The organism is Pseudomonas sp. NBRC 111131 (genome assembly GCF_001320525.1).
Taxonomy (GTDB): Bacteria; Pseudomonadota; Gammaproteobacteria; order Pseudomonadales; family Pseudomonadaceae; genus Aquipseudomonas; species Aquipseudomonas ceruminis.
Map to the genome: position 1 here is coordinate 96,509 of NZ_BCBH01000016.1, position 23,298 is coordinate 119,806.

The following is a 23,298-nucleotide window of genomic DNA, read 5'->3' on the forward strand; positions in this document are numbered from 1 at the left end:
GTCGTCCGGTGCTTCTTTTCAGCCTATTGAGGCGGGTGCATGGGCGTCCAATCGATATGTCTTACAGGGTGATAGGCCGTTTCGATCAGGGGCCTTGTAACCGTGATAGAGGAGATTGATGAAACAGTCGGGCAAAGCAATTTGACGGGGGTCACCGCAGGTTATAGCTTGGACTTAGTACCCCTCCCCCAGCCGAGCGCGAACGTGGAACAGAACAGCCGGGCCCTGATCGACGGCTTCAATCGCAAGATCGACTACCTGCGGATGTCGGTCACGGACCGTTGCGACTTCCGCTGCGTGTATTGCATGGCCGAAGACATGCAGTTCCTGCCGCGCCAGCAGATCCTCAGCCTCGAAGAGCTGTTCCAGGTAGCCGAACGCTTTGTCGCGCTGGGCACCCGCAAGATACGCCTCACCGGCGGCGAGCCCTTGGTGCGCCAGGGCATCGTCGATCTGTGCCGGCGTATCGCCGCCCTGCCCGGCCTGCGCGAGCTGTGCATGACCAGCAACGGCTCGCAACTTGGCCGCCTGGCCCAGCCGCTGTTCGACGCGGGTGTTTCTCGCCTGAACATCAGCCTGGACAGCCTCGATGCCGAGCGCTTCAAGCAACTGACCCGCACCGGCGACCTGCACCAGGTGATCGCTGGCATCGATGCCGCCCGCCGCGCCGGCTTCCAGCGCACCAAGCTCAATTGCGTGGTGCTCAAGGGCCGCAACGACCATGAACTGGCCGACCTGGTGCGCTTCGCCATCGACCGTGAGCTGGACATCACCTTCATCGAAGAAATGCCGCTGGGTGTCATCAGCGAGCATGAACGCGGCGAGTCCTTCTGCTCCAGTGATGAGGTGCGCGCGCGCCTTGGCGAACACTTCACCCTGGTCGAGTCGGCCGAATCGTCCCAAGGGCCGGCGCGCTACTGGCGCCTTGCCCAAGCGCCGCACACCCGTGTCGGGTTCATCTCGCCGCACAGCCACAACTTCTGCGCCACCTGCAACCGCGTGCGGCTGACCGTTGAAGGCCGGCTACTGCTGTGCCTGGGCAACGAGCATTCGATGGACCTCAAGCAAGTGCTGCGCGCCCATCCGGGCGACGCCGCACGGCTGGAGAAAGCCATTCGTGCGTCACTGCACCTCAAGCCCTATCGCCATCACTTCGAAGTGGGCGGCGATGTGCAGATTCTGCGTTTCATGAACATGACCGGCGGCTGACCGGCTGCCTTTGGATTTCCATGATCGTCCACCCCAACCCCGATGTGCTGCGTGTGCTGTTCACTCTCAAAGGTTCGATCCTCAAACGCATTGCCTTGCGCTGCCTGATGGTCACCTTGCTGGCCGCCCTGATCGTGCTGATCGAGCGCCACTTCCCGGCATTTTTCTACCCGGTCAGCGCAACGCCCTTCACCTTGCTCGGCCTATCGCTGTCGATTTTCATGAGCTTTCGCAACAACGCCTGCTACGACCGCTGGTGGGAGGGGCGCAAGGCGTGGGGCAAGATGATCATCGAGACCCGCTCGTTCATACGCGAAAGCGTGGTGATCGCCGATGAAAAGCTGCGCGCCGAGTTGCTGCGCAACCTGTGTGGCTTCTCCCATGCTTTGAATGCGCGGCTGCGCGGTGAGGATGACGTGGCTGCCGCAAGGCCCTGGCTGAGCAACACCGCTGCCATCCGCCCGCACAATGTCTGCGACACCCTCCTGCGTGAGATCGGCGCACAGTGCTCACGGCTCGCCGAACAGCAGCAGATCAGCGACTGGCGCTACAGCCTGTTGGAACAGCGCCTGGTCGGCCTGTCGGAAGTGCAGGCAACCTGCGAACGGATCAAGGGCACCCCCTTGCCGTTCCCCTATACGTTGCTGCTGCACCGCACCATCTACATCTTCTGCCTGCTGCTGCCCTTCGCCCTGGCCGAGCCGCTGGGCTGGCTGGCGCCGCTGTTCACCACCATCGTCGGTTACACGTTCTTCGGCCTGGATGCCATTGGCAATGAGCTGGAGGACCCGTTCGGGCGGGACGAGAACGACCTGCCGACCGATGCCATGGTGCGCACCATCGAGCGGGATGTGCTGGGGGCCTTGGGGGTTGAGCCGCTGCCACCGGCCTTATTGCCGGTGGATTATGTGTTGCGCTGACGCTCGATGGCTGCCGGCGCAGCTCAGCCTCGGCTTTCGCAGGCTGCGATGGGCTTCAGATGCTTGACGAAATTGCACGGCCGGTGCCGCGCATCGAGCTGTTCCGCCAGGATGCCTTCCCACGCGGTACGGCAGGCGCCGGTAGAGCCCGGCAGGCAGCACACCAAGGTACCATTGGCCATGCCGGCCAGCGCCCGGCTTTGTACGGTCGAGGACCCGATATCGAGAATCGACAGCGCGCGAAACAGTTCGCCAAAGCCATCGATCTGCCTGTCGAACAGACACTGCACCGCCTCCGGTGTACTGTCGCGGCCGGTAAAGCCCGTGCCGCCGGTGATCAGCACCACCTGCACCTGGTCATCGGCAATCCACGTAGCGACCTGGGCGCGGATCTTGTACAGGTCATCCTTGAGCAGCTCACGCGCCACCAGTCGATGGCCGATCTGCACCGAACGGCTGGCGAGCAGTTCGCCGGACGTGTCGTTATCGTAAGTTCGGGTATCGCTGACCGTCAGCACAGCGATATTGAGCGGTACGAAGACCGCGTCGGGTTGAACACGCACAATGAAGCTCCTTGTAGGGCATTGTCGCAACGCTAGAGGGGCAACTACCCAGCGTCCAATCGATATCGCATACCGACCGATCAATGACATCTATCGCAGACTTGGTTAAGGTCAGCACAACCAGACCCCAGGCACGCCCATGGACATCAAGCAGCTCAAGTTCCTCATCGCCCTCGACCAGACCCGCCATTTCGGCCAGGCGGCGGCGCTGTGCCATATTACCCAACCGACCCTGTCGATGCGCCTACGCAACCTGGAGGACGAACTGGACCTGGTGCTGGTCAAACGCGGCCAGCGCTTTGAAGGCTTCACCGAAGCCGGCGAACGCATCCTGGCCTGGGCCCGCACCCTGCTCGCCGCCCACGACGGCCTACAGGCCGAGGCCGCCAGCTGCCGTGGCCAGGTGGTCGGCAGCCTACGCCTGGGCACTGTGCCACTGGCCAGCTTCAACCCCATGCATCTGCTGCTGCCGCTGCGCGAAAAATACCCCGAACTGCAGTTTCAACTGAGCTCGCACAGCACCGAGCAGATCATGGACGGCTTGAGCCGCAACCAGCTCGACCTGGGCATCTGTTACCTGGACCAGGTCAACGCCAGCTTCTTCGAAGTCATCGAGCTGGGCACCACCACCATGGGCCTGCTGCATGATACCCGCCACTTTCAGTTCACCGCCGACAGCTTGCGCTGGGAAGACCTCGGCAGCCTCCCCTTGGGTTTGCTGAGCAAAGGGATGCACTACCGTCAGTCGCTGGACTTGAGCTTCCGCAGCCGCAGCCTGGAGCCTAACGCCGTACTGGAGAGCGATTCGACCTTCCAGCTGATCCAGGCCATCAACACCGGCGTGTGCTGCGCGATCATGCCACTGGATTGCGGGCTGGAGGACTTGAGCGACCACATGCGCATCCTCCCCATCACCGACGCCAGCATCCACAGCCCGGTCGGCCTGCTGCTGCGCCGCAGCGAGCCACGCTCGGCGCTTGCCGAACAGTGCTTCGCCGAGGCACGCACGCTGTTTCAAGCCGACTGATCGGCTGTCGCCTGGCGATACTGCCTGGGTGTGAAGCCGGTCAACTGCTTGAACTGCCGGCTGAACGCGCTGTGGTCGGTGTAGCCGCACCGCAGCGCGACCTCGGTGATGGGCAGCTCCGAATGCAATAGCCGATGGGCCTGCTCCAGGCGGGCCTTGTGGATCATTTGCCGTGGCGTGAGGTGGAACACCCGTTTGCAGTAGCGCTCAAGTTGCGCCACGGAGATCCCGGCGATACGGGTCAATTCCCCCATGCTGATGGGCTGATGAAAGTGCCGACGAATATGTTCGTCCACTGCGGCCAGGCGCTGGTAGGCGGGATGGGTGTCGGCGGCTGACTGCACGTCGACGGAGATCCCCACCAGACCGATGATCTGGCCTGCCGGGTTGTACAACGGGCGCTTGTGCGTCAGGCACCAGCCTGGTTCGCGGCTGCCGTACAGGTGCAGTTCCAGCTGGTCTTCCAGCACCAGCCCATCCTTGAGCACGCGGCGGTCCTGCTCGGTGTAGCCGGGGCCCAATTGCGCAGGGAACACCTCGGCGCTGGTCTTGCCCAGCAACGGCTGCAGGCGCTTGAGGCCACAGCGTTGGACCAGCGTGGTGTTGGCCAGCACATAGCGAGCGTCGGGGTCCTTGATGAAGATCGCGGCGTTGGGGATGGCGTCGAGGATCGGCAGCAGCAGGGCTACGCCGGCCAGCAGCGCCTCGAGGGTGGCGGGGCGCTGCTGATCGAGGGACTGATACAGGGTTGCCAGGGGGTCTGGTGTCATCTCGATTCTCTTGGTTGAAGCCGCTGGCGCTTTAACGGGTAACTCGGCGAACGCGCCGTGACTGCCGTCGAACAGCTGCAGCCCTTGCGCAGTGCGGCCTTCAGCCTATCCAGCAAAGCCACCTCGCCGCCAGTGCTTTTCTGCAACTGTGCCGATTTCGTCATTCCCCCTGCAGAAAACCATCAAGAACCGCCGCCCTGATCGGTCCACTCTATGCCCCACGCAAGCCGCCCAGGACCTACAAGAGCGCGGCCCAGAAAGCCGCACCTCGTGACATCAGACCTGCCTATCCAAAACCTACAAAAAGGCGCTCCCCCATGTCAGGCAAATTCAAGAAACAGCTGTCATTGCTCGACCTCACCTTCATCGGCCTTGGTGCCATCTTCGGCTCCGGCTGGCTGTTCGCCGCCAGCCATGTCTCGGCTATCGCCGGCCCGGCCGGTATCCTTTCCTGGTTTCTCGGCGGTTTTGCCGTGCTGTTGCTGGGTATCGTCTATTGCGAACTCGGCGCCGCCCTGCCGCGCGCCGGTGGTGTGGTGCGCTACCCGGTGTACTCTCACGGCCCGCTGCTTGGCTACCTGATGGGCTTCATCACGCTGATCGCCTTTTCCAGCCTGATCGCCATCGAAGTGGTTGCCTCGCGCCAGTACGCCGCCGCCTGGTTTCCAGCACTGACCAAGACCGGGTCCAGCGACCCGACGGTGCTCGGCTGGCTGGTGCAGTTCGCCCTGCTGGGGCTGTTCTTCCTGCTCAACTATCGCAGCGTCAAGACCTTCGCCAAGGCCAACAACCTGGTCAGCGTGTTCAAGTTCATCGTGCCGTTGCTGGTGATCGGCGTGCTGTTCACGTTCTTCAAACCGGAGAACTTCGAAGTCCACGGCTTCGCCCCGTTCGGGATGTCCGGCGTGGAAATGGCCGTGTCGGCCGGCGGTATCATTTTCGCCTACCTGGGGCTGACGCCGATCATTTCGGTGGCCAGCGAAGTGAAGAACCCGCAGCGCACCATCCCCATCGCGCTGATCCTCTCGGTGCTGTTGTCCACCGCCATCTACGCCCTGTTGCAACTGGCCTTCCTCGGCAGCGTACCGACCCACATGCTGACCAACGGCTGGGCCGCAGTGACCCAGGAACTGGCCCTGCCCTACCGTGACATCGCCCTGGCGCTGGGGGTGGGCTGGCTGGCCTACCTGGTAGTGGCCGATGCCGTGATCTCGCCCAGCGGCTGCGGCAACATCTACATGAACGCCACCCCGCGCGTGGTCTACGGCTGGGCGCAGACCGGCACCTTCTTCAGGTATTTCACCCGCATCGATGAGCAGTCCGGCATCCCCCGCCCGGCGCTGTGGTTGACCTTCGGCCTGGCGGTGTTCTGGACCCTGCCCTTCCCTTCCTGGGAGGCACTGATCAACGTGGTGTCGGCGGCCCTGGTGCTCAGCTACGCCGTGGCTCCGGTCACCGTCGCCGCCCTGCGCCGCAATGCACCCGACATGCCACGCCCGTTCCGGGTCAAGGGCATGGGCGTGCTTGGCCCACTGTCCTTCATCATCGCCGCACTGATCGTGTACTGGTCCGGCTGGAATACCGTGTCGTGGCTGCTGGCCCTGCAGATCGTGATGTTCGTGCTGTACCTGCTGTGCGGCCGTTTCGTACCAACCCAGCACCTGTCGCTGGCCCAGCAAGTGCGCTCCTGCGCCTGGCTGATCGGTTTCTACGCCGTCACCATCCTGCTCTCCTGGCTTGGCAGCTTCGGCGGCCTGGGTGTCATCGGCCACCCGTTCGACACCGTCGCCGTCGCCGTCTGCGCCCTGTGCATTTACTACTGGGGTGCCGCCACCGGCGTGCCTGCCCACCTGGTGCGGCTGGAGGGTGAGGACGAAAGCGAAGCCACCGGCGCCCCCTACAGTGGCCAGCACCCTGCCGCCATCGCCTCCTGACCCCTCTGGAATGGACATGCCCATGAAACACGTACACGTCATCGACTCGCATACCGGCGGTGAACCGACCCGTCTGGTGATCAAAGGCTTCCCACAGCTGCATGGCCGCAGCATGGCCGAGCAGCGCGACGAACTGCGCGAGCTGCACGACCCATGGCGCCGCGCCTGCCTGCTGGAGCCACGCGGCAACGATGTGCTGGTGGGCGCCCTGTACTGCGCGCCGGTGTCTGAAGGCGCCACCTGCGGGGTGATCTTCTTCAACAATGCCGGCTACTTGAACATGTGCGGTCACGGCACCATCGGCTTGGTCGCCTCGCTGCAGCACCTGGGCTTGATCGAGCCGGGCGAGCACAGGATCGATACCCCGGTCGGCCCAGTAACTGCCACCCTGCATGCAGACGGCGCGGTCACTGTCGGCAATGTACCGGCCTACCGCTACCGCCAGCAGGTGGCCGTCGAGGTGCCGGGCCATGGCGTGGTGCACGGCGACATCGCCTGGGGGGGCAACTGGTTCTTCCTGGTGTCCGAACACGGCCAACGCATCGAGCTGGATAACCGCGAGGCCCTTACCGAATACACCTGGGCGATGCTCAAGGCCCTTGAAGCCCAAGGCATCACCGGTGAAAACGGCGCGCTGATCGACCATGTCGAGCTGTTTGCCGATGACCCCGAGGCCGACAGCCGCAACTTCGTCATGTGCCCGGGCAAGGCCTATGACCGCTCGCCCTGCGGCACCGGCACCAGCGCCAAGCTGGCCTGTCTAGCCGCCGACGGCAAGCTCGGCGAGGGCCAGACCTGGATCCAGGCCAGCATCACCGGCAGCCAGTTCCATGGCCGCTACCTGCGTGAAGGCGAGCATATCCGCCCGTTCATCACCGGCCGCGCCTACATGACCGCCGACAGCACCCTGCTGATCGACGAGCAGGACCCGTTCGCCTGGGGCATCTGACCCGGCCTTTTCTCTACTGAACACAGCAAGGAGTGACACCCATGAGCGACAACATCTTCACCGGCTGCATGCCTGCCCTGATGACCCCCTGCACCGCCGAGCGTAAACCGGACTTCGATGCCCTGGTGCGCAAGGGCCAGCAACTGATCGAGGCCGGCATGAGCGCCGTGGTGTACTGCGGGTCGATGGGCGACTGGCCGCTGCTGACCGAGGCCGAGCGCCAGGAAGGCGTGGCGCGTCTGGTGGCCGCGGGCATCCCAACCATCGTCGGCACCGGGGCAGTGAATACCCGTGAGGCCGTGGCCCATGCTGCCCATGCGGCCAAGGTCGGTGCCGCGGGCCTGATGGTCATCCCCCGCGTGCTGTCGCGCGGCGCCTCGCTGATTGCCCAGAAGCACCACTTTGCCGCGATCCTGCAGGCCGCACCCAAGCTGCCAGCGGTGATCTACAACAGCCCCTACTATGGCTTCGCCACCCGCGCCGACCTGTTCTTCGAACTGCGCCGCGAGTACCCCAACCTGATCGGTTTCAAGGAGTTCGGCGGCGCTGCCGACCTGCGCTACGCCGCCGAACACATCACCTCCAAGGACGACGACGTGACCTTGATGGTCGGCGTCGATACCCAGGTGGTGCATGGCTTCGTCAATTGCAACGCCACCGGTGCCATCACCGGCATCGGCAACGCCCTGCCGCGTGAAGTGCTGCAACTGGTAAGCCTGAGCAAACAGGCCGCCAAGGGCGATGCCAGGGCGCGGCGCCTGGCGCGTGAGCTGGAGGCGGCGCTGGCAGTGCTGTCGTCGTTCGATGAAGGTTGCGACCTGGTGCTGTATTACAAGCACCTGATGGTGCTCAACGGCGACAGCGAATACACCCTGCACTTCAACGAGACCGACGCACTCACCGAGGCCCAACGTCACTACGCCGAGCAGCAGTACGCGCTGTTCCGCACCTGGTACGCCAGCTGGTCCGCCGAACAGAACCTGACCTGATTGCAAGGACGCGCCGCTGCGCCTGTAGGGCGGCTACACCCGCCCCTAAAGGCGCAGCGGCGCCCCTTGATACCGACTTCAATTCCAGAGGACGTACCATGACCCTGACAGGCAACCTGCTGATCGGCCAGCATGCCGTAACCGGCAGCCGCGAAGCGATCCACGCCATCAACCCGGCCACCAACCTGGCCCTTGAGCCCGCTTACGCCGGAGCCACCGGCGAACACGTGGCCCAGGCCTGCACACTGGCCTGGGCCGCGTTCGACAGCTACCGCGAAACCTCGCTTGAACAACGCGCTGCATTTCTCGAAACCATCGCCGAACAGATCGAAGCACTGGGCGAGGTGCTGATCGACCGCGCCGTGGCCGAGAGCGGATTGCCCAAGGCGCGCATCCAAGGTGAACGTGGCCGTACCTGTGGCCAATTGCGGACCTTCGCCCGGGTGGTGCGCAGCGGCGAATGGCTTGATGTACGGGTCGACAACGCCCAACCCGAGCGCCAACCCTTGCCCCGCGCCGATCTGCGCCAACGCCAGGTGGCACTGGGCCCGGTGGCAGTGTTTGGCGCCAGTAACTTCCCCCTGGCCTTTTCGGTAGCGGGTGGCGACACCGCCTCGGCCCTGGCAGCCGGCTGCCCGGTGGTGGTCAAGGCCCATGGCGCACACCCCGGTACCAGTGAGCTGGTCGGCCAGGCAGTGGCCCGGGCCGTGATGTTGTGCGGCCTGCCGGAGGGCGTATTCTCGCTGCTGTATGGCGCGGGCCGCGAAGTGGGCATTGCCCTGGTCAGCGACCCGCGCATCAAGGCCGTTGGCTTTACTGGTTCGCGCAGCGGCGGCCTTGCGCTGTGCCAGGCTGCCCAGGCTCGCCCGGAGCCGATACCGGTTTATGCCGAGATGAGCTCGATCAACCCGGTGTTCCTGTTCGACGCGGCCTTGCAGGCGCGGGCAGAGGCCCTGGCGCAGGGCTTCGTCGCGTCGCTGACCCAGGGCGCCGGCCAATTCTGCACCAACCCCGGCCTGGTCATAGCCCGCCAAGGCCCAGCGTTGCAGCGCTTCATCACCGCTGCCAGCGAGCACATACGGCAAGTGCCGGCGCAAACCATGCTCACCCCTGGCATTTTCAGTGCTTATGAAGCCGGTATTGGCGCCCTGGCCAACAACGCCAACGCCCAGGTCGCCGCCAGCGGCCAACTGCAACAAGGGCCTAACCAATGCCAGGCGCAGCTGTTCGTCACCCAGGCCGATGCATTCCTGGCCGACCCTGCACTACAAGCTGAAGTGTTTGGCGCCGCTTCGCTGGTGGTCACCTGCGAAAGCGACGAGCAGGTCCGCCAGGTAGCCGAGCACCTGGAAGGGCAATTGACCGCTACCCTGCAACTGGACGATGGCGATATCGACAGTGCACGCAATCTGCTGCCCACCCTTGAGCGCAAGGCCGGGCGCATCCTGGTCAACGGCTGGCCGACTGGGGTGCAAGTGTGCGATGCGATGGTCCACGGCGGGCCGTTTCCGGCGACATCCGATGCTCGCAGCACCTCGGTAGGCACGGCGGCGATCCTGCGCTTCCTGCGCCCCGTGTGCTACCAGGACTTCCCCGATGCCTTGCTGCCGCAGGCGTTGAAGCATGGCAACCCGTTGCACCTGCAACGTTTGCTCGACGGCAGGCGGGAACGCTGAGCCATGGTCGCTGTGTCTACTGATAGCGATATCGCCGTGGTTGGCGCCGGCATCGTCGGCGTCGCCTGCGCCCTGCAGCTGGCACGCCAAGGCCGCCGGGTGCTGCTGATCGACCGCCAGCAACCCGGCCACGGTGCCTCCTACGGCAATGCCGGGCACCTGGCCACCGAGCAGGTGTTCCCAATTGCTGACCTGACGATCCTCAAGCGCCTGCCGCGCATGCTGCTCGACCCGATGGGCCCGCTGCGCCTGGACTGGAAGTACCTGCCCAAGGCGTTGCCCTGGTTTACCCGGCTACTGCTCAACTTGCGGCCGGCGCCATTGCGGCGCAGCGTGGCCGGCATCCGCGCGCTCAACGAAGGCAGCCTGGGTGCATGGCAGCGCTTGCTCGGCTCGATCGGGCGCAGTGACCTGTTCAAGGAAGATGGCTCGCTGCTGGTGTTCGAGCGGCCTGAATCGCACCAGGCGTTGCACGCTTTGCAAACACGCATGCAGCAGCAGGGGGTGCCGGTGGAGTTCTGGTCGGCTGCCAGTGTCAGCGCTGCAGCAGCGCAATTGAGCCCGTCGATCCGGGGTGGGCTGTTCTTCCCGCGTACTGGGCACTTTCTGGACCCATATCGGGTGGTCTGCGAACTGTTCGAGGCAGCCCAGGCCAACGGCGTACGCTTCGTCCAGGCACAGGTCAACGGGGGACATCTGCATGGCCAAGGCGTCACGTTGAGCAGCGACCAGGGCACGTTCCACGCGCGCCAGGTGCTGATCAGCTGCGGCGCCCACTCTGCGCACCTGACCCAGGCCCTTACCGGCAAACGCGTACCGCTGGACACCGAACGTGGTTATCACCTGATGTTGCCGGGGGAAAGCCAGCGCCTGCCGTTTGCCGTCACGTCGCTGGAGCGCAAGTTCATCATGACACCGATGGCCGACGGTTTGCGCCTGGCCGGCACCGTGGAGTTCGCCGGGCTCGATGCACCGCCAAGCATGCAGCGCGCTTGGCAGTTGCACCGTTTGAGCAAGGGTTTGTTCCAGCGGGACCTGGATGCCGAGGGCGCAACCCCGTGGATGGGCCTGCGGCCTTCACTGCCCGATTCATTGCCGGTCATCGATCGGGTGTGCGATGGGCGGGTGCTGCTTGCGTTCGGGCATCAGCACTTGGGGTTGACCCAGGCGGCGGTGACGGCGCAATGGCTGGGGCGGTTGGCTGAGCGGGAACCTGGTGCCGAGGTGAAGGCCTATCGGCTGGACCGATTTTGAAACAGGGCCGCTGTGCGGCCCTCAAGGCGATGCCCAGAGCAAGTGCACCATGGTTGGCACCAGGGATCACCCTCAGCGGTAACGCTCAAGCCAGTGCGCATACGGTGCGGGCAAGGTCCAGGACGCTTTATCCACGCCCAGCTCCTTGGCAGCGAAATAGGCCCAGTGCGGGTCGGCCAGATGGGCGCGCCCCACCGATACCAAATCGAGCTGGTTGGCCTGCAGTGCCCCTTCCGCCAACTGCGGCGTACCAAAGCCCCATGCCGAGGTCACGGGCAGGTCCGCTTCGCGGCGCACGCGTTCGGCGATCGGCCCCATGAAGGCTGGGCCCCACGGGATATTGGTGTCGGGGATGGTGAAGCCTACGCTGACACTCAGCAAGTCCAGGCCACCCGCCTTGAAGCGACGCGCCAGCTCGATGGATTCTTCCAGGGTCTGCTCGTCGCGACCGTCGTATTCCAGCACCCCGAAACGCGCGGTCAGCGGCAGGTTTTCCGGCCAGACCTCGCGTACGGCCGCCAGGGTTTCCAGCAGGAAGCGGCTGCGATTCTCAACGTTGCCACCGTAGGCGTCGGTGCGCTGGTTGGAATGTTCAGAGAAGAAGCTTTGCCCCAGGTAACCATGGGCGAAGTGCAGCTCGATCCATTCGAAGCCGGCATCACGCGCACGGCGGGCGGCGTCGACGAAATCCTGCTTGACCCGGGCGATGTCGTCCAGCGTCATTTCACGCGGCACTTTGGGCAAGTGAGCACCAAAGGCGATGGCCGACGGGGCGATGGTTTCCCAGCCACGGGCGTCGTCGGCGGCAATGTGGTCGTCCCCCTCCCACGGGCGATTGGCGCTGGCCTTGCGCCCGGCGTGGGCAATCTGGATGCCTGGCACCGAACCTGCGGCCTTGATCGCCTGCACCACCGGCACGAAGGCCTGGGCATGGGCATCACTCCAGATCCCGGCACAACCCGGGGTGATCCGCCCTTCAGGCGATACTGCGGTGGCTTCGACCACCACCAAACCGGCCCCGCCACGGGCCAGACCGGCCAGGTGCACATGGTGCCAGTCGTTGATCATGCCGTCCTCGGCCATGTACTGGCACATCGGCGGAATGGCGATGCGGTTGCGCAGGGTGACGTCCTTGAGGGTATAGGGTTGGAACAGTGCGGACATGGAAAGACTCCGGTTCATCTGAATACGATAGTTCGATCATAATCGAACTATGGCAATTAATGAAACCCCCGTTATCATGGCCACTATGCGAGCCTACAAACACCCCAACCCTGAAGACCTGATTCTCGAGCGCCTGCTTTATGCCTTGAGCGACCCCGTGCGCCTGGAGATCGTGCGCCACCTGGCGGGCGTTGACGAAGCCAGTTGCGGCGAACTGGACGGCGGGCGGCCGAAATCGAGCATGTCCCATCATTTTCGCGTGTTGCGGGATGCGGGGCTGGTGCATACGCGCAATGTGGGCACTACCCATATGAATTCGCTGCGCTGCGAAATGCTCGACGAACGGTTCCCCGGGTTGCTGGCGTGCATTCTGCGCCAGCGCTGAATCAACACTGATCGCTTCGCGGATTCAGTCGCTAAGCGGCCGATACGGCAAAAAAAAAGCCACGAGGTCACCCCCGTGGCTTTCGATCACAACACTGCCGCTTACAGCGCCATGTCGTTCTCTGGCTTGCTTTCAACCGGCTGGGTAGCACCGGTGCTGGTGCCGACGCTCTGGTCGATCACCGGCGGCTTCTCCAGCTGCAGTACTTCAGCGGTGTAGTTCCACTCTTTCTGGGTGGCAGCAGCCGAATCGTTGAGCTTGGTGCCGTAGCTCGGCACGATCTCTTTGATCTTGGCTTGCCACTGCGGGGTGGCCACTTTCTCTTTGAACACGGTTTCCAGCACGTTCAGCATGATCGGCGCTGCGGTCGAAGCACCTGGCGATGCGCCCAGCAGACCCGCGATGGTGCGGTCTTCGGAGGCTACGACTTCAGTACCCAGCTTGAGCACGCCGCCTTTTTCTGCGTCACGCTTGATGATCTGCACGCGCTGACCGGCCTGCCACAGCTTCCAGTCTTCCTTCTTGGCGTTCGGGAAGTAGGTGCGCAGTGCATCGAAACGGTCTTCGTCCGACAGCATCAGCTGACCTGCAAGGTACTCGACCAGCGGGTACTGCTCGATACCGACCTTGGTCATCGGCCATACGTTGTGCAGGGTGGTGCTGCTCAGCAGGTCCAGGTACGAGCCGTTCTTCAGGAACTTGGTCGAGAAGGTGGCGAATGGCCCGAACAGGATCACGCGCTTGCCGTCCAGCACTCGGGTGTCCAGGTGCGGTACCGACATGGGTGGCGCGCCGGTGGAGGCGATGCCGTAGGCCTTGGCCATGTGCTGCATGGCAACGGTCGGGTTCTCGGTTACCAGGAACGAGCCGCCAACCGGGAAACCTGCGTATTCCTTGGCTTCAGGAATACCCGACTTCTGCAGCAGCTTCAGCGCGCCGCCGCCGGCACCGATGAACAGGAACTTGGCGTCGGTGGCCGACTCGGTACCGTCCTTCAGGTTCTTGTACTCGACGTGCCAGGAGCCGTCCTTGTTGCGGGTGATGTCCTGCACTTCGCTGGACAGCTTCAGGTCGAAGTTTTCCTGGGTCTTAAGGTGGCCGACGAACTGGCGGGTGATCTCGCCGAAGTTGACGTCAGTACCAATCGGGGTCCAGGTCACGGCCAGCTTCTGGTTAGGGTCGCGGCCTTCCATCATCAACGGGACCCACTTGGCGATCTGCGCGTGGTCCTCGGAGTACTGCATAGGGCGGAACAGCGGGCTGGCCTGCAGCGCCTCGTAGCGCTTCTTGAGGAACTTGATGTTGTCATCGCCCCAGACGAAGCTCATGTGCGGGGTGGTGTTGATGAACGAGTGCGGGTTCTTCAGCACGCCCTGGCGGACCTGCCACGACCAGAACTGGCGGGAGATCTGGAAGGCTTCGTTGATTTCGATGGCCTTGGAGATGTTGACGTTGCCGTCTTTGTCTTCCGGGGTGTAGTTCAGCTCAGCCAGCGCGGAGTGGCCGGTACCGGCGTTGTTCCAGCCGTTGGAGCTTTCTTCGGCGACGCCGTCCAGGCGCTCGACCATCTCCATCGACCAGCTCGGCTCCAGCTCGTGCAGCCACACGGCCAGGGTGGAGCTCATGATGCCGCCGCCGACCAGCAGCACATCGACTTTCTTGGTTTCTGCGGCGTGCGCTTGCATGAAGCTCGCAGCGACAGCCAGACCCAGCAAGGTCTTGCCAGCTTTCTTGAACATTGATCAATTCCAGTCTGTAGAACGGAGGACGGGCCTGTGGCTGACCCAGGTGCTTCGTGTTCTTCCGCGCAGGCTTTTTGTGATCATTGTTCAGCGACTTAAAGAACCAGAAAACGACCCAGGCTTTTGTCGAATTGACCGACAGGCTGAATCGTTTCGTTGATTGTATCTGAAATGCCAGCACAAACAAATTGCGTGGCTCGAGGCAAGGCGGCAGGTTGTCTCATGCGCATTTCGCTGTGCAATACGCCGATTGCAGTATTTGGCCGGCACCCCTATATTGCGAGCATTTCTCATTCGCACCCAGTCAGCGCTTGCGCCGGATGCCGCCGTGGTTTCGATACCTGAGTTGAACAACTCGATCCATACCCTGTACCAGAGCCACTCGCGCTGGCTGCTGGGCTTTGTGCACCGGCACCTGGGTAATCGCCCGGATGCAGCAGACCTGGTGCAGGACACCTTCGTGCGTCTGCTGCATCGCCCGCGCCAGTTCGATGGCCAGGCGGGTGAGCGCTCGTACCTGGCAACCATCGCCCGCGGGCTGTGCATCGACCACTGGCGCCGCCAGAAGCTGGAGCAGGCCTGGCTGGAGCACCTGGCGTTGCAGCCCCCTGCCCTGCAGCCGTCCCCCGAGCAACGGGCACTGATCGTCGAGACCCTGCACGAGGTCGACGCCCTGTTGCTGCGTTTGCCCGCCAGGGTGCGTCAGGCCTTCCTGCTGGCCCAGATCGACGGCCTGGCCTACCGCGAGATCGCCTTGCACATCGGTGTCAGTGAACGCATGGTCAAAAAATACCTGGCTCAGGCATTGCTGCACTGCGCCATCCTCGAGGCCGAACTCGACGGCTTGCTGGTGGAGTGACGCCATGACCACACCGGTGCAGAAACTCAGCCATGCCAGCCTGCAGGAAGCCGCGCACTGGTACGTGCAACTGCAGGACGAGCACGCCGGCCCGCAGGTGCACACGCAATGGCAACACTGGTTGGACCAGCACGGCGATCACCAGGCGGCGTGGCTCTACGTGCAGCGTGTCGGCCAACGCTTCACCCCCTTGCAAGCTCAAGCCACAGGCGCCGGGCGGGTGCTGCGCGAGCATGATGCCCGTCGCTTCAGCCGGCGCACCGGGCTCAAATCGTTGCTGCTGCTGGGTGCCAGCTCGCTGATTGGCTGGAGCGCCTGGCGCGGGGCGCCGCTGTCAGGCTGGAGCGCAGACCTGGCCACGGGCATTGGCGAAACCCGTGAAGTGCGCTTGGCAGACGGCAGCCAACTGTGGCTGGGCGCACAGAGCGCCGTGGACCTGGATTTTTCAGTACTGGCACGGGTGCTGAACCTGCGTTTCGGCGAGCTGTTGCTGGAAACCGCCGCCGATGCGCAACGCCCTTTCCTGGTCGATACCGCGCAAGGGCGCATGCAGGCCTTGGGTACGCGCTTCGCCGTGTGCCAGCAAGGCCAGCGTACGCGGTTGGACGTGTATGACGGCGCGGTTGCGGTGTGCACGGCGCTCAGCGGTGAGCGCAAGATCATCCAGGCCGGCCAGCAGGTGGACTTTACCGCCCAGGCGATCAGCGCTGCGCACCCGGCACAAAGCGCTGGCCAGTCATGGATTCACCAACGCCTGAACGCCGAGGACATGCCCCTTGAGCGGTTGCTGCAGACCTTGGGGCGGTATCGCCATGGCCATCTGGGCTGGCACCCCGACGTCGCCCAGCTGTCGGTCATGGGCGCCTTCCCGCTCGACGACACCGACCGTGCCCTTGAGCTGCTTCAAGCGGCGCTGCCGGTGCGCGTGCAACGCCTGACGCCTTGGTGGGTCAGTGTCGAGCCGGCCTGAGTACCTGGCGGAAAAAAAGTGAAGTAGCGGGTTCCCTTTTCCCCCGTTCGTTCGGTTTACCCCTTACCAGACGCTCAACATCACCGTATCGATTCCAGGGACCCGCATGCCGACGCCTTTCCACTCCGCGTTTCGCCTGGCGCTTGCCGCGCCGTTGTTTGTTTGCGCCACCGCGCCATTGATATTGCCGATGACGCCGGCCTATGCCGCGCAGGTCTCCAGCAGCGAGACGACGTTCAACATCGCCCCCGGCTCGCTCACGGGTGCCCTCAACCAATTCAGCAGCCAGGCCGGCATTTACCTGGCCGGTAGCAATGAACTGGCAGCGGGCAAGACCAGCCAAGGGCTGCAGGGCCGTTACAGCACCGCCCAGGGCCTGGCGCGCCTGCTCCAGGGCAGCGGGCTGCAAGCCGTGCCGCAAGGTAACGCCGGCTATGTGCTGCAACCTGCCGCCGATGGCGGCGCACTGCAATTGGACGCCACTGCGATCAACGCTGCCGCCGAACTGGCCAGCAATGGCCAGGGCGACACGGGTTACCGCGCCGTTTCCAGCGCCACGGCCAGCAAGACCAACAGCGCCCTGGCCGACACACCCCGCTCGGTTTCGGTGGTGACCCGCCAACGCATGGACGACCAGCAATCACAGACGCTGACCGAGGTGCTTGGCTATGTCCCCGGGATCTTCTCGCCGCCCTTTGCCGGTGGCGACGGGCAGGCCGGCGACCTGTTTTTCATCCGTGGTTTCAATGCCACCGACTATGGCTATGGCCTGCTGCGTGATGGCCTGCGCGTACAAGGCAACCGCTACGACACCAGCAGCGAACCTTATGGCCTGGAGCGGGTGGAGGTGTTCCGTGGCCCAACCTCGATCCTGTACGGCGAGAACGCACCCGGTGGCGTGGTCAACCTGGTGAGCAAGCGGCCCACCGCCCAACCCCGCGGCGAAGTGCAACTGAGCTACGGTTCGTATAACCGCCGCCAACTGGGCGTCGATGTCTCTGGCCCGCTGACCGATGAGGGCAATATTCTTGGCCGCCTGGTGATGATGGGCCGCAAGTCCGATACCCAGGTTGACCATCAGCCAGACGACCGCCTGTACCTGGCGCCGTCGCTGACCCTGAACGTCGACGATTTCAACAGCCTGACCGTGCTGGCCACCTACCAGCGCGACCGCACGCTGATGGAGCTGGGTTACCCCGCCGCCGGCACCCTGCTGCACAACCCCAACGGCAAGATCGCCAAGGACCAATTGTCCGGCAACCCGAACTGGGACAACTTCGAGCGCGAAACCTGGAGCCTGGGCTATGCGTTCAGCCACCGCTTCAACGACACCTGGCAGTTTCGCCAGAACTCGCGCTACCTGCAGTCGCGCATCGACCGCCAGGAAACCTGGCCAGGCAACCTGAACAATGGCGGCTTCGGAACCACCCTGAGCAACCAGGCCTACGACCGCTATAACAAGTCCATCGCCTACTCGCTGGACAACCAGTTCGAAGGCCACTTCAACAGCGGCGCGCTCGAGCACACCGTGCTGCTCGGCGCGAGCCTTGACCGCACCTCGTTCAACCAGAACTGGGATGCTGGCAACGGCGGCACCATCAACGTGTTCAACCCGGTATGGAACGGCAAACCGACCACGCCGTTCCCTGTGCAGAACGCCTTGCTCGAACAGACCATGTACGGCCTGTACAGCCAACTGCAGACCAAGGTGGACCATTGGGTGCTGCTGCTCGGCGGGCGCCTGGACCGGGTCAACAGCCAGTTCCGCAACAAGCCCGGGACCCTCAATGCCCAGGCTGACATGGACAGCTGGGACAGCGATTTCACCTGGCAGACCGGCGTGATGTACCAGTTCGACAATGGCCTGTCGCCGTACTTCAGCTATTCCACCGCCTTCGCCCCGACCCAGCAGACCGAAAGCAAAAGCGGCGCCCTGGACCCGACCACCAGCGAGCAGTACGAGCTGGGCATCAAGTACGAGCCCAAAGGCTGGAACACCGCCTTCACCGCCTCGGTGTACGACCTGCGCAAGAAAGATGATGTGCTGTTCGACGCCACGGTGGGCGACTACCGCCAGATCGGTGCCAGCCGGGCCAAGGGCGTGGAGCTGGAGCTCAACAGCGACCTGAGCGAAAACCTCAACCTCACTGCGGCCTACACCTACACCGACTCACGTATCACCAAGGACGTGGCAGGCTCGCTGTACGAGGGCCACCAGATGACCGGCGTTCCGCGCAACCAGGCCTCGGTGTGGAGCACCTATCGCTTTCACGACGGCTTGCTCAAAGGCCTGCAGCTCGGCGCGGGCGTGCGACACTTCGACAGTACCTTCGCCTACACCCCGACCAGCCTCTACGGCAAGCTCGACACCGGTGACGTGACCTTGGTCGATGCCAAGGTAGGCTACACCCTCGACGAGCACTGGTCTGTCGAAGTCAATGCCCGCAACCTGTTCGACAAAACCTATGTGGCTGGCTGCAACAATGCCGGGCGCTGCTACTGGGGCGAGGAACGCAGCTTGCTGGGCACGGTTTCGCTGCGTTGGTAACGCCCTAAAACAAAAACCCCCGGGCATTTGCATGACCGGGGGCCTTGGATCAGGTCGCAAGCGACCTGATCAGGGTATCGCCAAGATTACTGCGGCTGAGGCAGTTTATCGATCGGGCCGCAGCCACCGATGACCTTGGAGATGGAAACCGACGGGTGGAACAGGTAGTCGTACGAGCAGTTTTTCTGCTGGTTGTAGACTTGGCCAGTGCAACCGGACAGCAGGGCTACGCCCGAAACGACAGCAACGGCGACAGTGGCTTTGAACAGCTTTTTCATACTAAGTCCTTTAAATACAACGTGAAACCATCCTTCTGATGGCGGCCGGATGATACAGAACCGTTACTTTGGATCCAAGCTTTAAGCGCAACAGATGAGTGTGCAGTTGAAAAGCCGGCCGGCGCGCACGATAGTCAACCTCTGTGCCTCTGCCCTGCCCCTACAGGAGTTCCCCATGCTTGGCGTCACCGACTACAGCGCATTTGTCATCGCCTTCATCATCGTGCTGGCCATCCCCGGCCCGGGCAACTTTGCCCTGATCACGGCCACCGGCAAGGGCGGCATCAAGGCAGGCCTGGCCGCAACCTTCGGGGTGATCCTCGGCGATCAGGTGTTGCTGTGGCTGGCAGTAGCCGGGGTGGCAACCCTGTTGGCGGCCTACCCTGCCGCCTTCCATGTGGTGCAGTGGGTCGGTGCGGCGTACCTGGCCTACCTGGGGCTGCGCATGCTGCTGAGCAAACCCGGTGGCGCGCCGCGTGCAAGCCGCATGGACAACGGGCACTACCTGCGCCAGACGATGATGATCACCTTGCTCAACCCCAAGGCGATCATGTTCTACATGGCGTTCTTTCCACTGTTCGTCGACCCGGTCAAACACCAGGGGTTGGTGACCTTCGGCTTTCTCGCAGTGACCGTGGCAGTGGTGACCTTCCTGTATGGCTTGATCGCAGTGGTGCTGACGCACCAACTGGCTGAACGCATGCGGGCCAACCCGCGCATCGCCAACCTGTTCGAGCGGTTGGCGGGGGCGTGCCTGGTGGGGTTTGGCATAAAGCTGGCGGCGATGCGCTGAGGGCCGTGAACGCCGGATGCGTGGATCAGCCCTGCGCCCGAAGAAACAATGCAAACAGCTCGGATTGGGATTTGATCCCCAGCTTGCTGTACATGTGCTTGCGATGCACCTTGACCGTTTCCGAGGAGATTGCCAGTTTGCGAGCAATCTCCTTGCTCGAACAGCCACTGAGCATCATCCGCCCAACCTCCAGCTCCCGTGCCGTGAGGGGCGTCTCCAACTGCTCGACCGTGTCCTCCAGGCGGCTCTGCCAACGGGGTGCCGGTGGTGGCGTTTCTGCCAACGCGTCAGCCTCGAAACTCATGCGCTGGCGCATCGTGGCCGCTACCCAGGGCCTGAGCAGCTCCAGCAGCGCAATCTGCGTCGGGCTGAACGGTAATCGGCTCCCGAGCGAGAGACACAGGGTGCGCTCGGCATCGAGCTGGACGTTGTACTGCACCTCGTCGGCGACCACATTCAGGCGGAAGTAGCGCTGATAGTAGTCGGTCTGCTCGAAGCATTCCGGGGCCACCTGGGCCAGGTGAACCAGGCCGCTGCCCGGTGCATCGCGGGTGGCGATGTAGAACGGGTCGAGAATGTACAACCCCTTCAGGTAGTCCTGGAACAGCGGATCCGGCCCGCCCGCCTCGCCAGGGCATTCAGCGAAGACCTGTGGTCGCCCATCACTGAAGAGCAGCACCACCCAGCTGTCGAATTCGACGTACTGGCCCAACAAGCGTACCAGCCGCAACCAGAAGCCAGGCTGATCGAGCGTTTCGATCAGTTGGCCAACCGAGCGATGCCACGCGATGTCCTGCATTGTAAGGTCCATATCTACCCCCGTTGGGTTACCACGTGGGCGTAATTACCCAGACCCGCGCGACGGCGGCATACTCGCTCGACACCCCGTGTCAGTCCGTCGCGCATTCTGACCTGTTTTCGTCGAACGGTCATGTGAGCAGGGCCGTGGCTTCAACAATAATATTGCGACAGCGTTGGCCCGCAATCAGGAGTACAAATGAAGGTAGAACTCATCCAATTGGCAGGTCGCGACGGCGACACTGCCTATAACCTGGAGCGCACCCTCGCCGCGATCAATGCCTGCTCGCCAGGCACCGACCTGCTGGTGTTTCCAGAAACTCAGCTGATGGGTTTTCCCTCTGAGCAAAACATCGCAGCAATCGCAGAACCCCTGGACGGCCCTACCCTCAGCGCGGTCGCCCAAGCGGCGAAAGCGAAGGATGTCGGCGTTGTCGTTGGGCTTGCCGAAGCGGGCGAGGACGGCCTGTACTACAACACCACCGTACTCATCGGGCCAGACGGCGTGCTGCTCAAGTACCGCAAGACCCACCTCTGGGCGTCCGACCGCGGCATCTTCACCCCAGGCGATCGCTATGCCACGGCACTGTTCAAAGGTGTGCGCGTGGGCATGCTGATCTGCTTCGATATCGAATTCCCCGAAAGCGCCCGGGCCCTTGGCCAACTTGGCGTCGAGCTGATCCTCGTCACCAACGGCAACATGGACCCGTACGGCCCGACCCACCGCACCGCCATTTGCGGGCGTGCGATGGAAAACCAGGCGTACGCCGTGATGGTCAACCGCGTGGGCCCGGGAGATGGCGGCCTGGTGTTCGCAGGCGGCAGTGCGGTGGTCGACCCTTATGGCCAATTGCTCTGCGAGGCCGGGCGCGAGCCCTGCCGGATCGAATTTGAAATCGACCTGGCACGTGTACAGGCATCGCGCGGGGACTACAGCTACCTGGCAGAACGTCGCTTCGAACTGCCCGGCAAGTTGGTCGAGCATCCTGGCGGCTTGCGCGAGTTGCTGATCGAAGGCCGCTGACCGCGGCCCCTTCCTCACTGTTCTTCTAAGCGCGCCAAGGCAACGGACGAGCCTTGGCGACTATCGACTCCATAAAAAACACAAACCGGAGATCAACATGGCCCAACTGAAGCGAACCCTTTCGCTGGGTGCGGTGACACTGTTCGGCATCGCCTACATGACCCCAATCATCGTCCTGGGCACTTTCGGCATTCTTGCCGATACGACCGGCGGCTCGGTACCTTCCGCGTACCTTGCCGCCTCCGTTGCAATGCTCTTCACCGCACTGAGCTATGGGAAAATGGCCGCAGCCTTCCCCGTGGCCGGCTCGGCTTACACCTACGTGAGAAAATCCATCAGCCCGAAGCTAGGGTTTCTGGCGGGCTGGGCGGTGTTGCTCGACTACCTGTTCCTGCCCATGGCCATCTGGCTTATTGGCGCAGCCTACCTGCACTCGGCATTCCCCAGCGTGCCAAATTCAGTGTGGGTGCTGAGCTTCATTGCCGTCACGACGGTCATCAACGTTATCGGCCTGCAACTGGCGAAAACGGTGAACAGCGTGCTCATGCTGCTGCAGTTCCTGGTACTGGCAGCATTCGTGGGCCTGGCCATCCATTACGCAACCGGCGACCTCAGCCAGCCCTTCTGGTCACTCGCACCGTTCTACCAGGAAGGCCTGCAACTGCCGCTGGTGATGAGCGGCGCCGCCATCGCCTGCTACTCCTTCCTCGGGTTCGACGCCGTCAGCACGCTGACCGAAGAGACCCACGAGCCGCGTAAAACCATCCCGCGGGCCATTCTGCTGATCACCCTGATTGGCGGTTTCATCTTTATCGCTGCCAGCTACTTCGTGCAGTTGGCCCACCCGTCCACAAACTTTGCCAATGCCGACTCTGCCGCTTATGAAATCGCCCGCAACATCGGCGGTGACATCTTCGTCAGCTTCTTCCTCATTGGCTTGATCGTCGGCCAGTTCACCTCTGGCCTCTCGGCCCAGGCCAGCGCCTCCCGCCTGCTGTTCGCCATGGGACGCGACGGTGTCTTGCCCAAGTCCTTCTTCGGCCGGCTCAGCGAGCGTTTTGGCACACCGGTCGGCAGCGTCGTGCTGTGCGGTGCGGTAGCCCTGCTGGCGTTGCGGATGGACGTGACAACCTCGACGTCCTTCATCAACTTCGGCGCCTTCCTGGCATTCAGCCTGGTGAATCTGTCCGTGATTTTCCATTACTGGATTGGGCAGAAAGCGCGAGGGGTAAAAGCTGTTATCGGGTACCTGCTCTTCCCGCTGATCGGCCTGACCTCAGACCTGTGGCTCATGGCGAGTCTCGACCACATGGCGATTTACCTCGGCCTGGCGTGGTTGGCCATCGGCGTGGTCTATCTGGTGGTGCTGACCGGTGGTCTGCGCCGGCAACCGCCTGAGATGCATTTCGAAGAAGCTTGAACATAGGCGGCTGCTCACGTTTTTCC

At 63.3% G+C, this 23,298-nt stretch carries 21 protein-coding genes; 15 read left to right on the forward strand and 6 right to left on the reverse strand.

Translation table 11 applies throughout. The features are described from left to right. Positions 1 to 204 precede the first annotated feature (204 nt). Entirely contained in the window at positions 205 to 1,209 is a 1,005-nt protein-coding gene (gene moaA / locus APH34_RS16120) for a GTP 3',8-cyclase MoaA (protein WP_054902022.1), read from the forward strand. Between the two features lie 20 nt (positions 1,210 to 1,229). Then, positions 1,230 to 2,129, forward strand: a complete 900-nt coding sequence (locus APH34_RS16125) for a bestrophin family protein (RefSeq protein WP_054902023.1) — start codon at positions 1,230 to 1,232, stop codon at positions 2,127 to 2,129. Between the two features lie 23 nt (positions 2,130 to 2,152). Here the strand turns inward: APH34_RS16125 and moaB are convergent, their stop codons facing one another. Next, on the reverse strand, positions 2,153 to 2,692 hold the full coding sequence (gene moaB, locus APH34_RS16130) for a molybdenum cofactor biosynthesis protein B (protein WP_054902024.1): 540 nt from the start codon (positions 2,690 to 2,692) through the stop codon (positions 2,153 to 2,155). Positions 2,693 to 2,831: 139 nt separating this feature from the next. Here moaB and APH34_RS16135 point away from each other — a divergent pair, with 139 nt between their 5' ends. Continuing rightward, positions 2,832 to 3,719 carry a LysR family transcriptional regulator gene (locus APH34_RS16135; RefSeq protein WP_054902025.1) on the forward strand — a complete coding sequence of 296 codons (888 nt, stop codon included), beginning with the start codon at positions 2,832 to 2,834 and terminating at the stop codon, positions 3,717 to 3,719. Here APH34_RS16135 and APH34_RS16140 read toward each other — a convergent pair. Then, a complete protein-coding gene (locus tag APH34_RS16140; RefSeq protein ID WP_054902026.1) occupies positions 3,707 to 4,489 on the reverse strand; it encodes an AraC family transcriptional regulator in 783 nt (260 codons plus the stop codon). The genes APH34_RS16135 and APH34_RS16140 overlap by 13 nt on opposite strands. A gap of 317 nt (positions 4,490 to 4,806) precedes the next feature. Here APH34_RS16140 and APH34_RS16145 point away from each other — a divergent pair, with 317 nt between their 5' ends. The 5 genes from APH34_RS16145 to APH34_RS16165 all read left to right on the forward strand — a co-directional run bounded on the left by APH34_RS16145 (position 4,807) and on the right by APH34_RS16165 (position 11,291). Then, positions 4,807 to 6,423 (forward strand): APC family permease, encoded by a 1,617-nt coding sequence (locus tag APH34_RS16145; RefSeq protein ID WP_054902027.1) that lies wholly within the window; start codon positions 4,807 to 4,809, stop codon positions 6,421 to 6,423. Positions 6,424 to 6,445: 22 nt separating this feature from the next. Next, positions 6,446 to 7,372, forward strand: coding sequence for a 4-hydroxyproline epimerase (locus APH34_RS16150; protein ID WP_054902059.1), 927 nt, complete (start codon positions 6,446 to 6,448; stop codon positions 7,370 to 7,372). A gap of 41 nt (positions 7,373 to 7,413) precedes the next feature. Further along, positions 7,414 to 8,361, forward strand: coding sequence for a dihydrodipicolinate synthase family protein (locus APH34_RS16155; RefSeq protein WP_054902028.1), 948 nt, complete (start codon positions 7,414 to 7,416; stop codon positions 8,359 to 8,361). A gap of 98 nt (positions 8,362 to 8,459) precedes the next feature. After that, complete coding sequence (locus APH34_RS16160) at positions 8,460 to 10,037, forward strand: aldehyde dehydrogenase (NADP(+)) (protein WP_054902029.1); 1,578 nt, start codon at positions 8,460 to 8,462, stop codon at positions 10,035 to 10,037. 3 nt (positions 10,038 to 10,040) lie between these two features. Then, positions 10,041 to 11,291, forward strand: a complete 1,251-nt coding sequence (locus tag APH34_RS16165) for an FAD-binding oxidoreductase (RefSeq protein WP_054902030.1) — start codon at positions 10,041 to 10,043, stop codon at positions 11,289 to 11,291. Positions 11,292 to 11,363: 72 nt separating this feature from the next. On the opposite strand, the gene xenA is transcribed toward APH34_RS16165, so the two are convergent. Then, complete coding sequence (gene xenA / locus APH34_RS16170) at positions 11,364 to 12,455, reverse strand: xenobiotic reductase XenA (protein WP_054902031.1); 1,092 nt, start codon at positions 12,453 to 12,455, stop codon at positions 11,364 to 11,366. A 49-nt stretch (positions 12,456 to 12,504) separates the two neighbouring features. Here xenA and APH34_RS16175 point away from each other — a divergent pair, with 49 nt between their 5' ends. Beyond that, positions 12,505 to 12,840 (forward strand): helix-turn-helix transcriptional regulator, encoded by a 336-nt coding sequence (locus tag APH34_RS16175; RefSeq protein WP_054902032.1) that lies wholly within the window; start codon positions 12,505 to 12,507, stop codon positions 12,838 to 12,840. Positions 12,841 to 12,941: 101 nt separating this feature from the next. On the opposite strand, the gene mqo is transcribed toward APH34_RS16175, so the two are convergent. Beyond that, positions 12,942 to 14,579 (reverse strand): malate dehydrogenase (quinone), encoded by a 1,638-nt coding sequence (gene mqo, locus APH34_RS16180; RefSeq protein WP_054902033.1) that lies wholly within the window; start codon positions 14,577 to 14,579, stop codon positions 12,942 to 12,944. Positions 14,580 to 14,910: 331 nt separating this feature from the next. Here mqo and APH34_RS16185 point away from each other — a divergent pair, with 331 nt between their 5' ends. From APH34_RS16185 to APH34_RS16195, 3 genes are all read left to right on the forward strand, one after another. Continuing rightward, positions 14,911 to 15,441, forward strand: coding sequence for a sigma-70 family RNA polymerase sigma factor (locus APH34_RS16185; RefSeq protein ID WP_054902034.1), 531 nt, complete (start codon positions 14,911 to 14,913; stop codon positions 15,439 to 15,441). Positions 15,442 to 15,445: 4 nt separating this feature from the next. Then, positions 15,446 to 16,411, forward strand: a complete 966-nt coding sequence (locus APH34_RS16190; protein WP_054902035.1) for a FecR domain-containing protein — start codon at positions 15,446 to 15,448, stop codon at positions 16,409 to 16,411. A gap of 106 nt (positions 16,412 to 16,517) precedes the next feature. After that, complete coding sequence (locus APH34_RS16195) at positions 16,518 to 18,959, forward strand: TonB-dependent siderophore receptor (protein ID WP_054902036.1); 2,442 nt, start codon at positions 16,518 to 16,520, stop codon at positions 18,957 to 18,959. Positions 18,960 to 19,045: 86 nt separating this feature from the next. Here APH34_RS16195 and APH34_RS16200 read toward each other — a convergent pair whose 3' ends face one another. Beyond that, positions 19,046 to 19,237, reverse strand: a complete 192-nt coding sequence (locus APH34_RS16200) for a DUF4223 family protein (protein ID WP_008097338.1) — start codon at positions 19,235 to 19,237, stop codon at positions 19,046 to 19,048. A gap of 175 nt (positions 19,238 to 19,412) precedes the next feature. Here APH34_RS16200 and APH34_RS16205 point away from each other — a divergent pair, with 175 nt between their 5' ends. After that, positions 19,413 to 20,030, forward strand: a complete 618-nt coding sequence (locus APH34_RS16205; protein WP_054902037.1) for a LysE family transporter — start codon at positions 19,413 to 19,415, stop codon at positions 20,028 to 20,030. A 25-nt stretch (positions 20,031 to 20,055) separates the two neighbouring features. Here the strand turns inward: APH34_RS16205 and APH34_RS16210 are convergent, their stop codons facing one another. After that, positions 20,056 to 20,841: a helix-turn-helix transcriptional regulator gene (locus APH34_RS16210; protein WP_054902038.1), complete on the reverse strand. Its 786-nt coding sequence runs from the start codon at positions 20,839 to 20,841 to the stop codon at positions 20,056 to 20,058. A 186-nt stretch (positions 20,842 to 21,027) separates the two neighbouring features. On the opposite strand from APH34_RS16210, the gene APH34_RS16215 reads away from it, so the two are divergent. Both APH34_RS16215 and APH34_RS16220 read left to right on the forward strand, forming a co-directional pair. Beyond that, positions 21,028 to 21,852: a carbon-nitrogen hydrolase family protein gene (locus APH34_RS16215; RefSeq protein WP_054902039.1), complete on the forward strand. Its 825-nt coding sequence runs from the start codon at positions 21,028 to 21,030 to the stop codon at positions 21,850 to 21,852. Between the two features lie 97 nt (positions 21,853 to 21,949). Next, positions 21,950 to 23,272 carry an APC family permease gene (locus tag APH34_RS16220; RefSeq protein WP_054902040.1) on the forward strand — a complete coding sequence of 441 codons (1,323 nt, stop codon included), beginning with the start codon at positions 21,950 to 21,952 and terminating at the stop codon, positions 23,270 to 23,272. The last annotated feature ends 26 nt before the right edge of the window (positions 23,273 to 23,298 follow it).

Excerpts from the sequence above, each read along its gene's own strand:
- xenA (WP_054902031.1), bottom strand. The coding sequence starts at position 12,455 with ATGTCCGCACTGTTCCAACCCTATACCCTCAAGGACGTCACCCTGCGC.
- APH34_RS16190 (WP_054902035.1), top strand. The coding sequence starts at position 15,446 with ATGACCACACCGGTGCAGAAACTCAGCCATGCCAGCCTGCAGGAAGCC.
- APH34_RS16145 (WP_054902027.1), top strand. The coding sequence starts at position 4,807 with ATGTCAGGCAAATTCAAGAAACAGCTGTCATTGCTCGACCTCACCTTC.
- APH34_RS16140 (WP_054902026.1), bottom strand. The coding sequence starts at position 4,489 with ATGACACCAGACCCCCTGGCAACCCTGTATCAGTCCCTCGATCAGCAG.
- APH34_RS16205 (WP_054902037.1), top strand. The coding sequence starts at position 19,413 with ATGCTTGGCGTCACCGACTACAGCGCATTTGTCATCGCCTTCATCATC.
- APH34_RS16200 (WP_008097338.1), bottom strand. The coding sequence starts at position 19,237 with ATGAAAAAGCTGTTCAAAGCCACTGTCGCCGTTGCTGTCGTTTCGGGC.
- APH34_RS16125 (WP_054902023.1), top strand. The coding sequence starts at position 1,230 with ATGATCGTCCACCCCAACCCCGATGTGCTGCGTGTGCTGTTCACTCTC.
- APH34_RS16210 (WP_054902038.1), bottom strand. The coding sequence starts at position 20,841 with ATGGACCTTACAATGCAGGACATCGCGTGGCATCGCTCGGTTGGCCAA.
- APH34_RS16160 (WP_054902029.1), top strand. The coding sequence starts at position 8,460 with ATGACCCTGACAGGCAACCTGCTGATCGGCCAGCATGCCGTAACCGGC.
- APH34_RS16135 (WP_054902025.1), top strand. The coding sequence starts at position 2,832 with ATGGACATCAAGCAGCTCAAGTTCCTCATCGCCCTCGACCAGACCCGC.
- APH34_RS16195 (WP_054902036.1), top strand. The coding sequence starts at position 16,518 with ATGCCGACGCCTTTCCACTCCGCGTTTCGCCTGGCGCTTGCCGCGCCG.
- mqo (WP_054902033.1), bottom strand. The coding sequence starts at position 14,579 with ATGTTCAAGAAAGCTGGCAAGACCTTGCTGGGTCTGGCTGTCGCTGCG.
- APH34_RS16220 (WP_054902040.1), top strand. The coding sequence starts at position 21,950 with ATGGCCCAACTGAAGCGAACCCTTTCGCTGGGTGCGGTGACACTGTTC.
- APH34_RS16215 (WP_054902039.1), top strand. The coding sequence starts at position 21,028 with ATGAAGGTAGAACTCATCCAATTGGCAGGTCGCGACGGCGACACTGCC.
- APH34_RS16150 (WP_054902059.1), top strand. The coding sequence starts at position 6,446 with ATGAAACACGTACACGTCATCGACTCGCATACCGGCGGTGAACCGACC.
- APH34_RS16155 (WP_054902028.1), top strand. The coding sequence starts at position 7,414 with ATGAGCGACAACATCTTCACCGGCTGCATGCCTGCCCTGATGACCCCC.
- APH34_RS16175 (WP_054902032.1), top strand. The coding sequence starts at position 12,505 with ATGGCAATTAATGAAACCCCCGTTATCATGGCCACTATGCGAGCCTAC.
- APH34_RS16165 (WP_054902030.1), top strand. The coding sequence starts at position 10,041 with ATGGTCGCTGTGTCTACTGATAGCGATATCGCCGTGGTTGGCGCCGGC.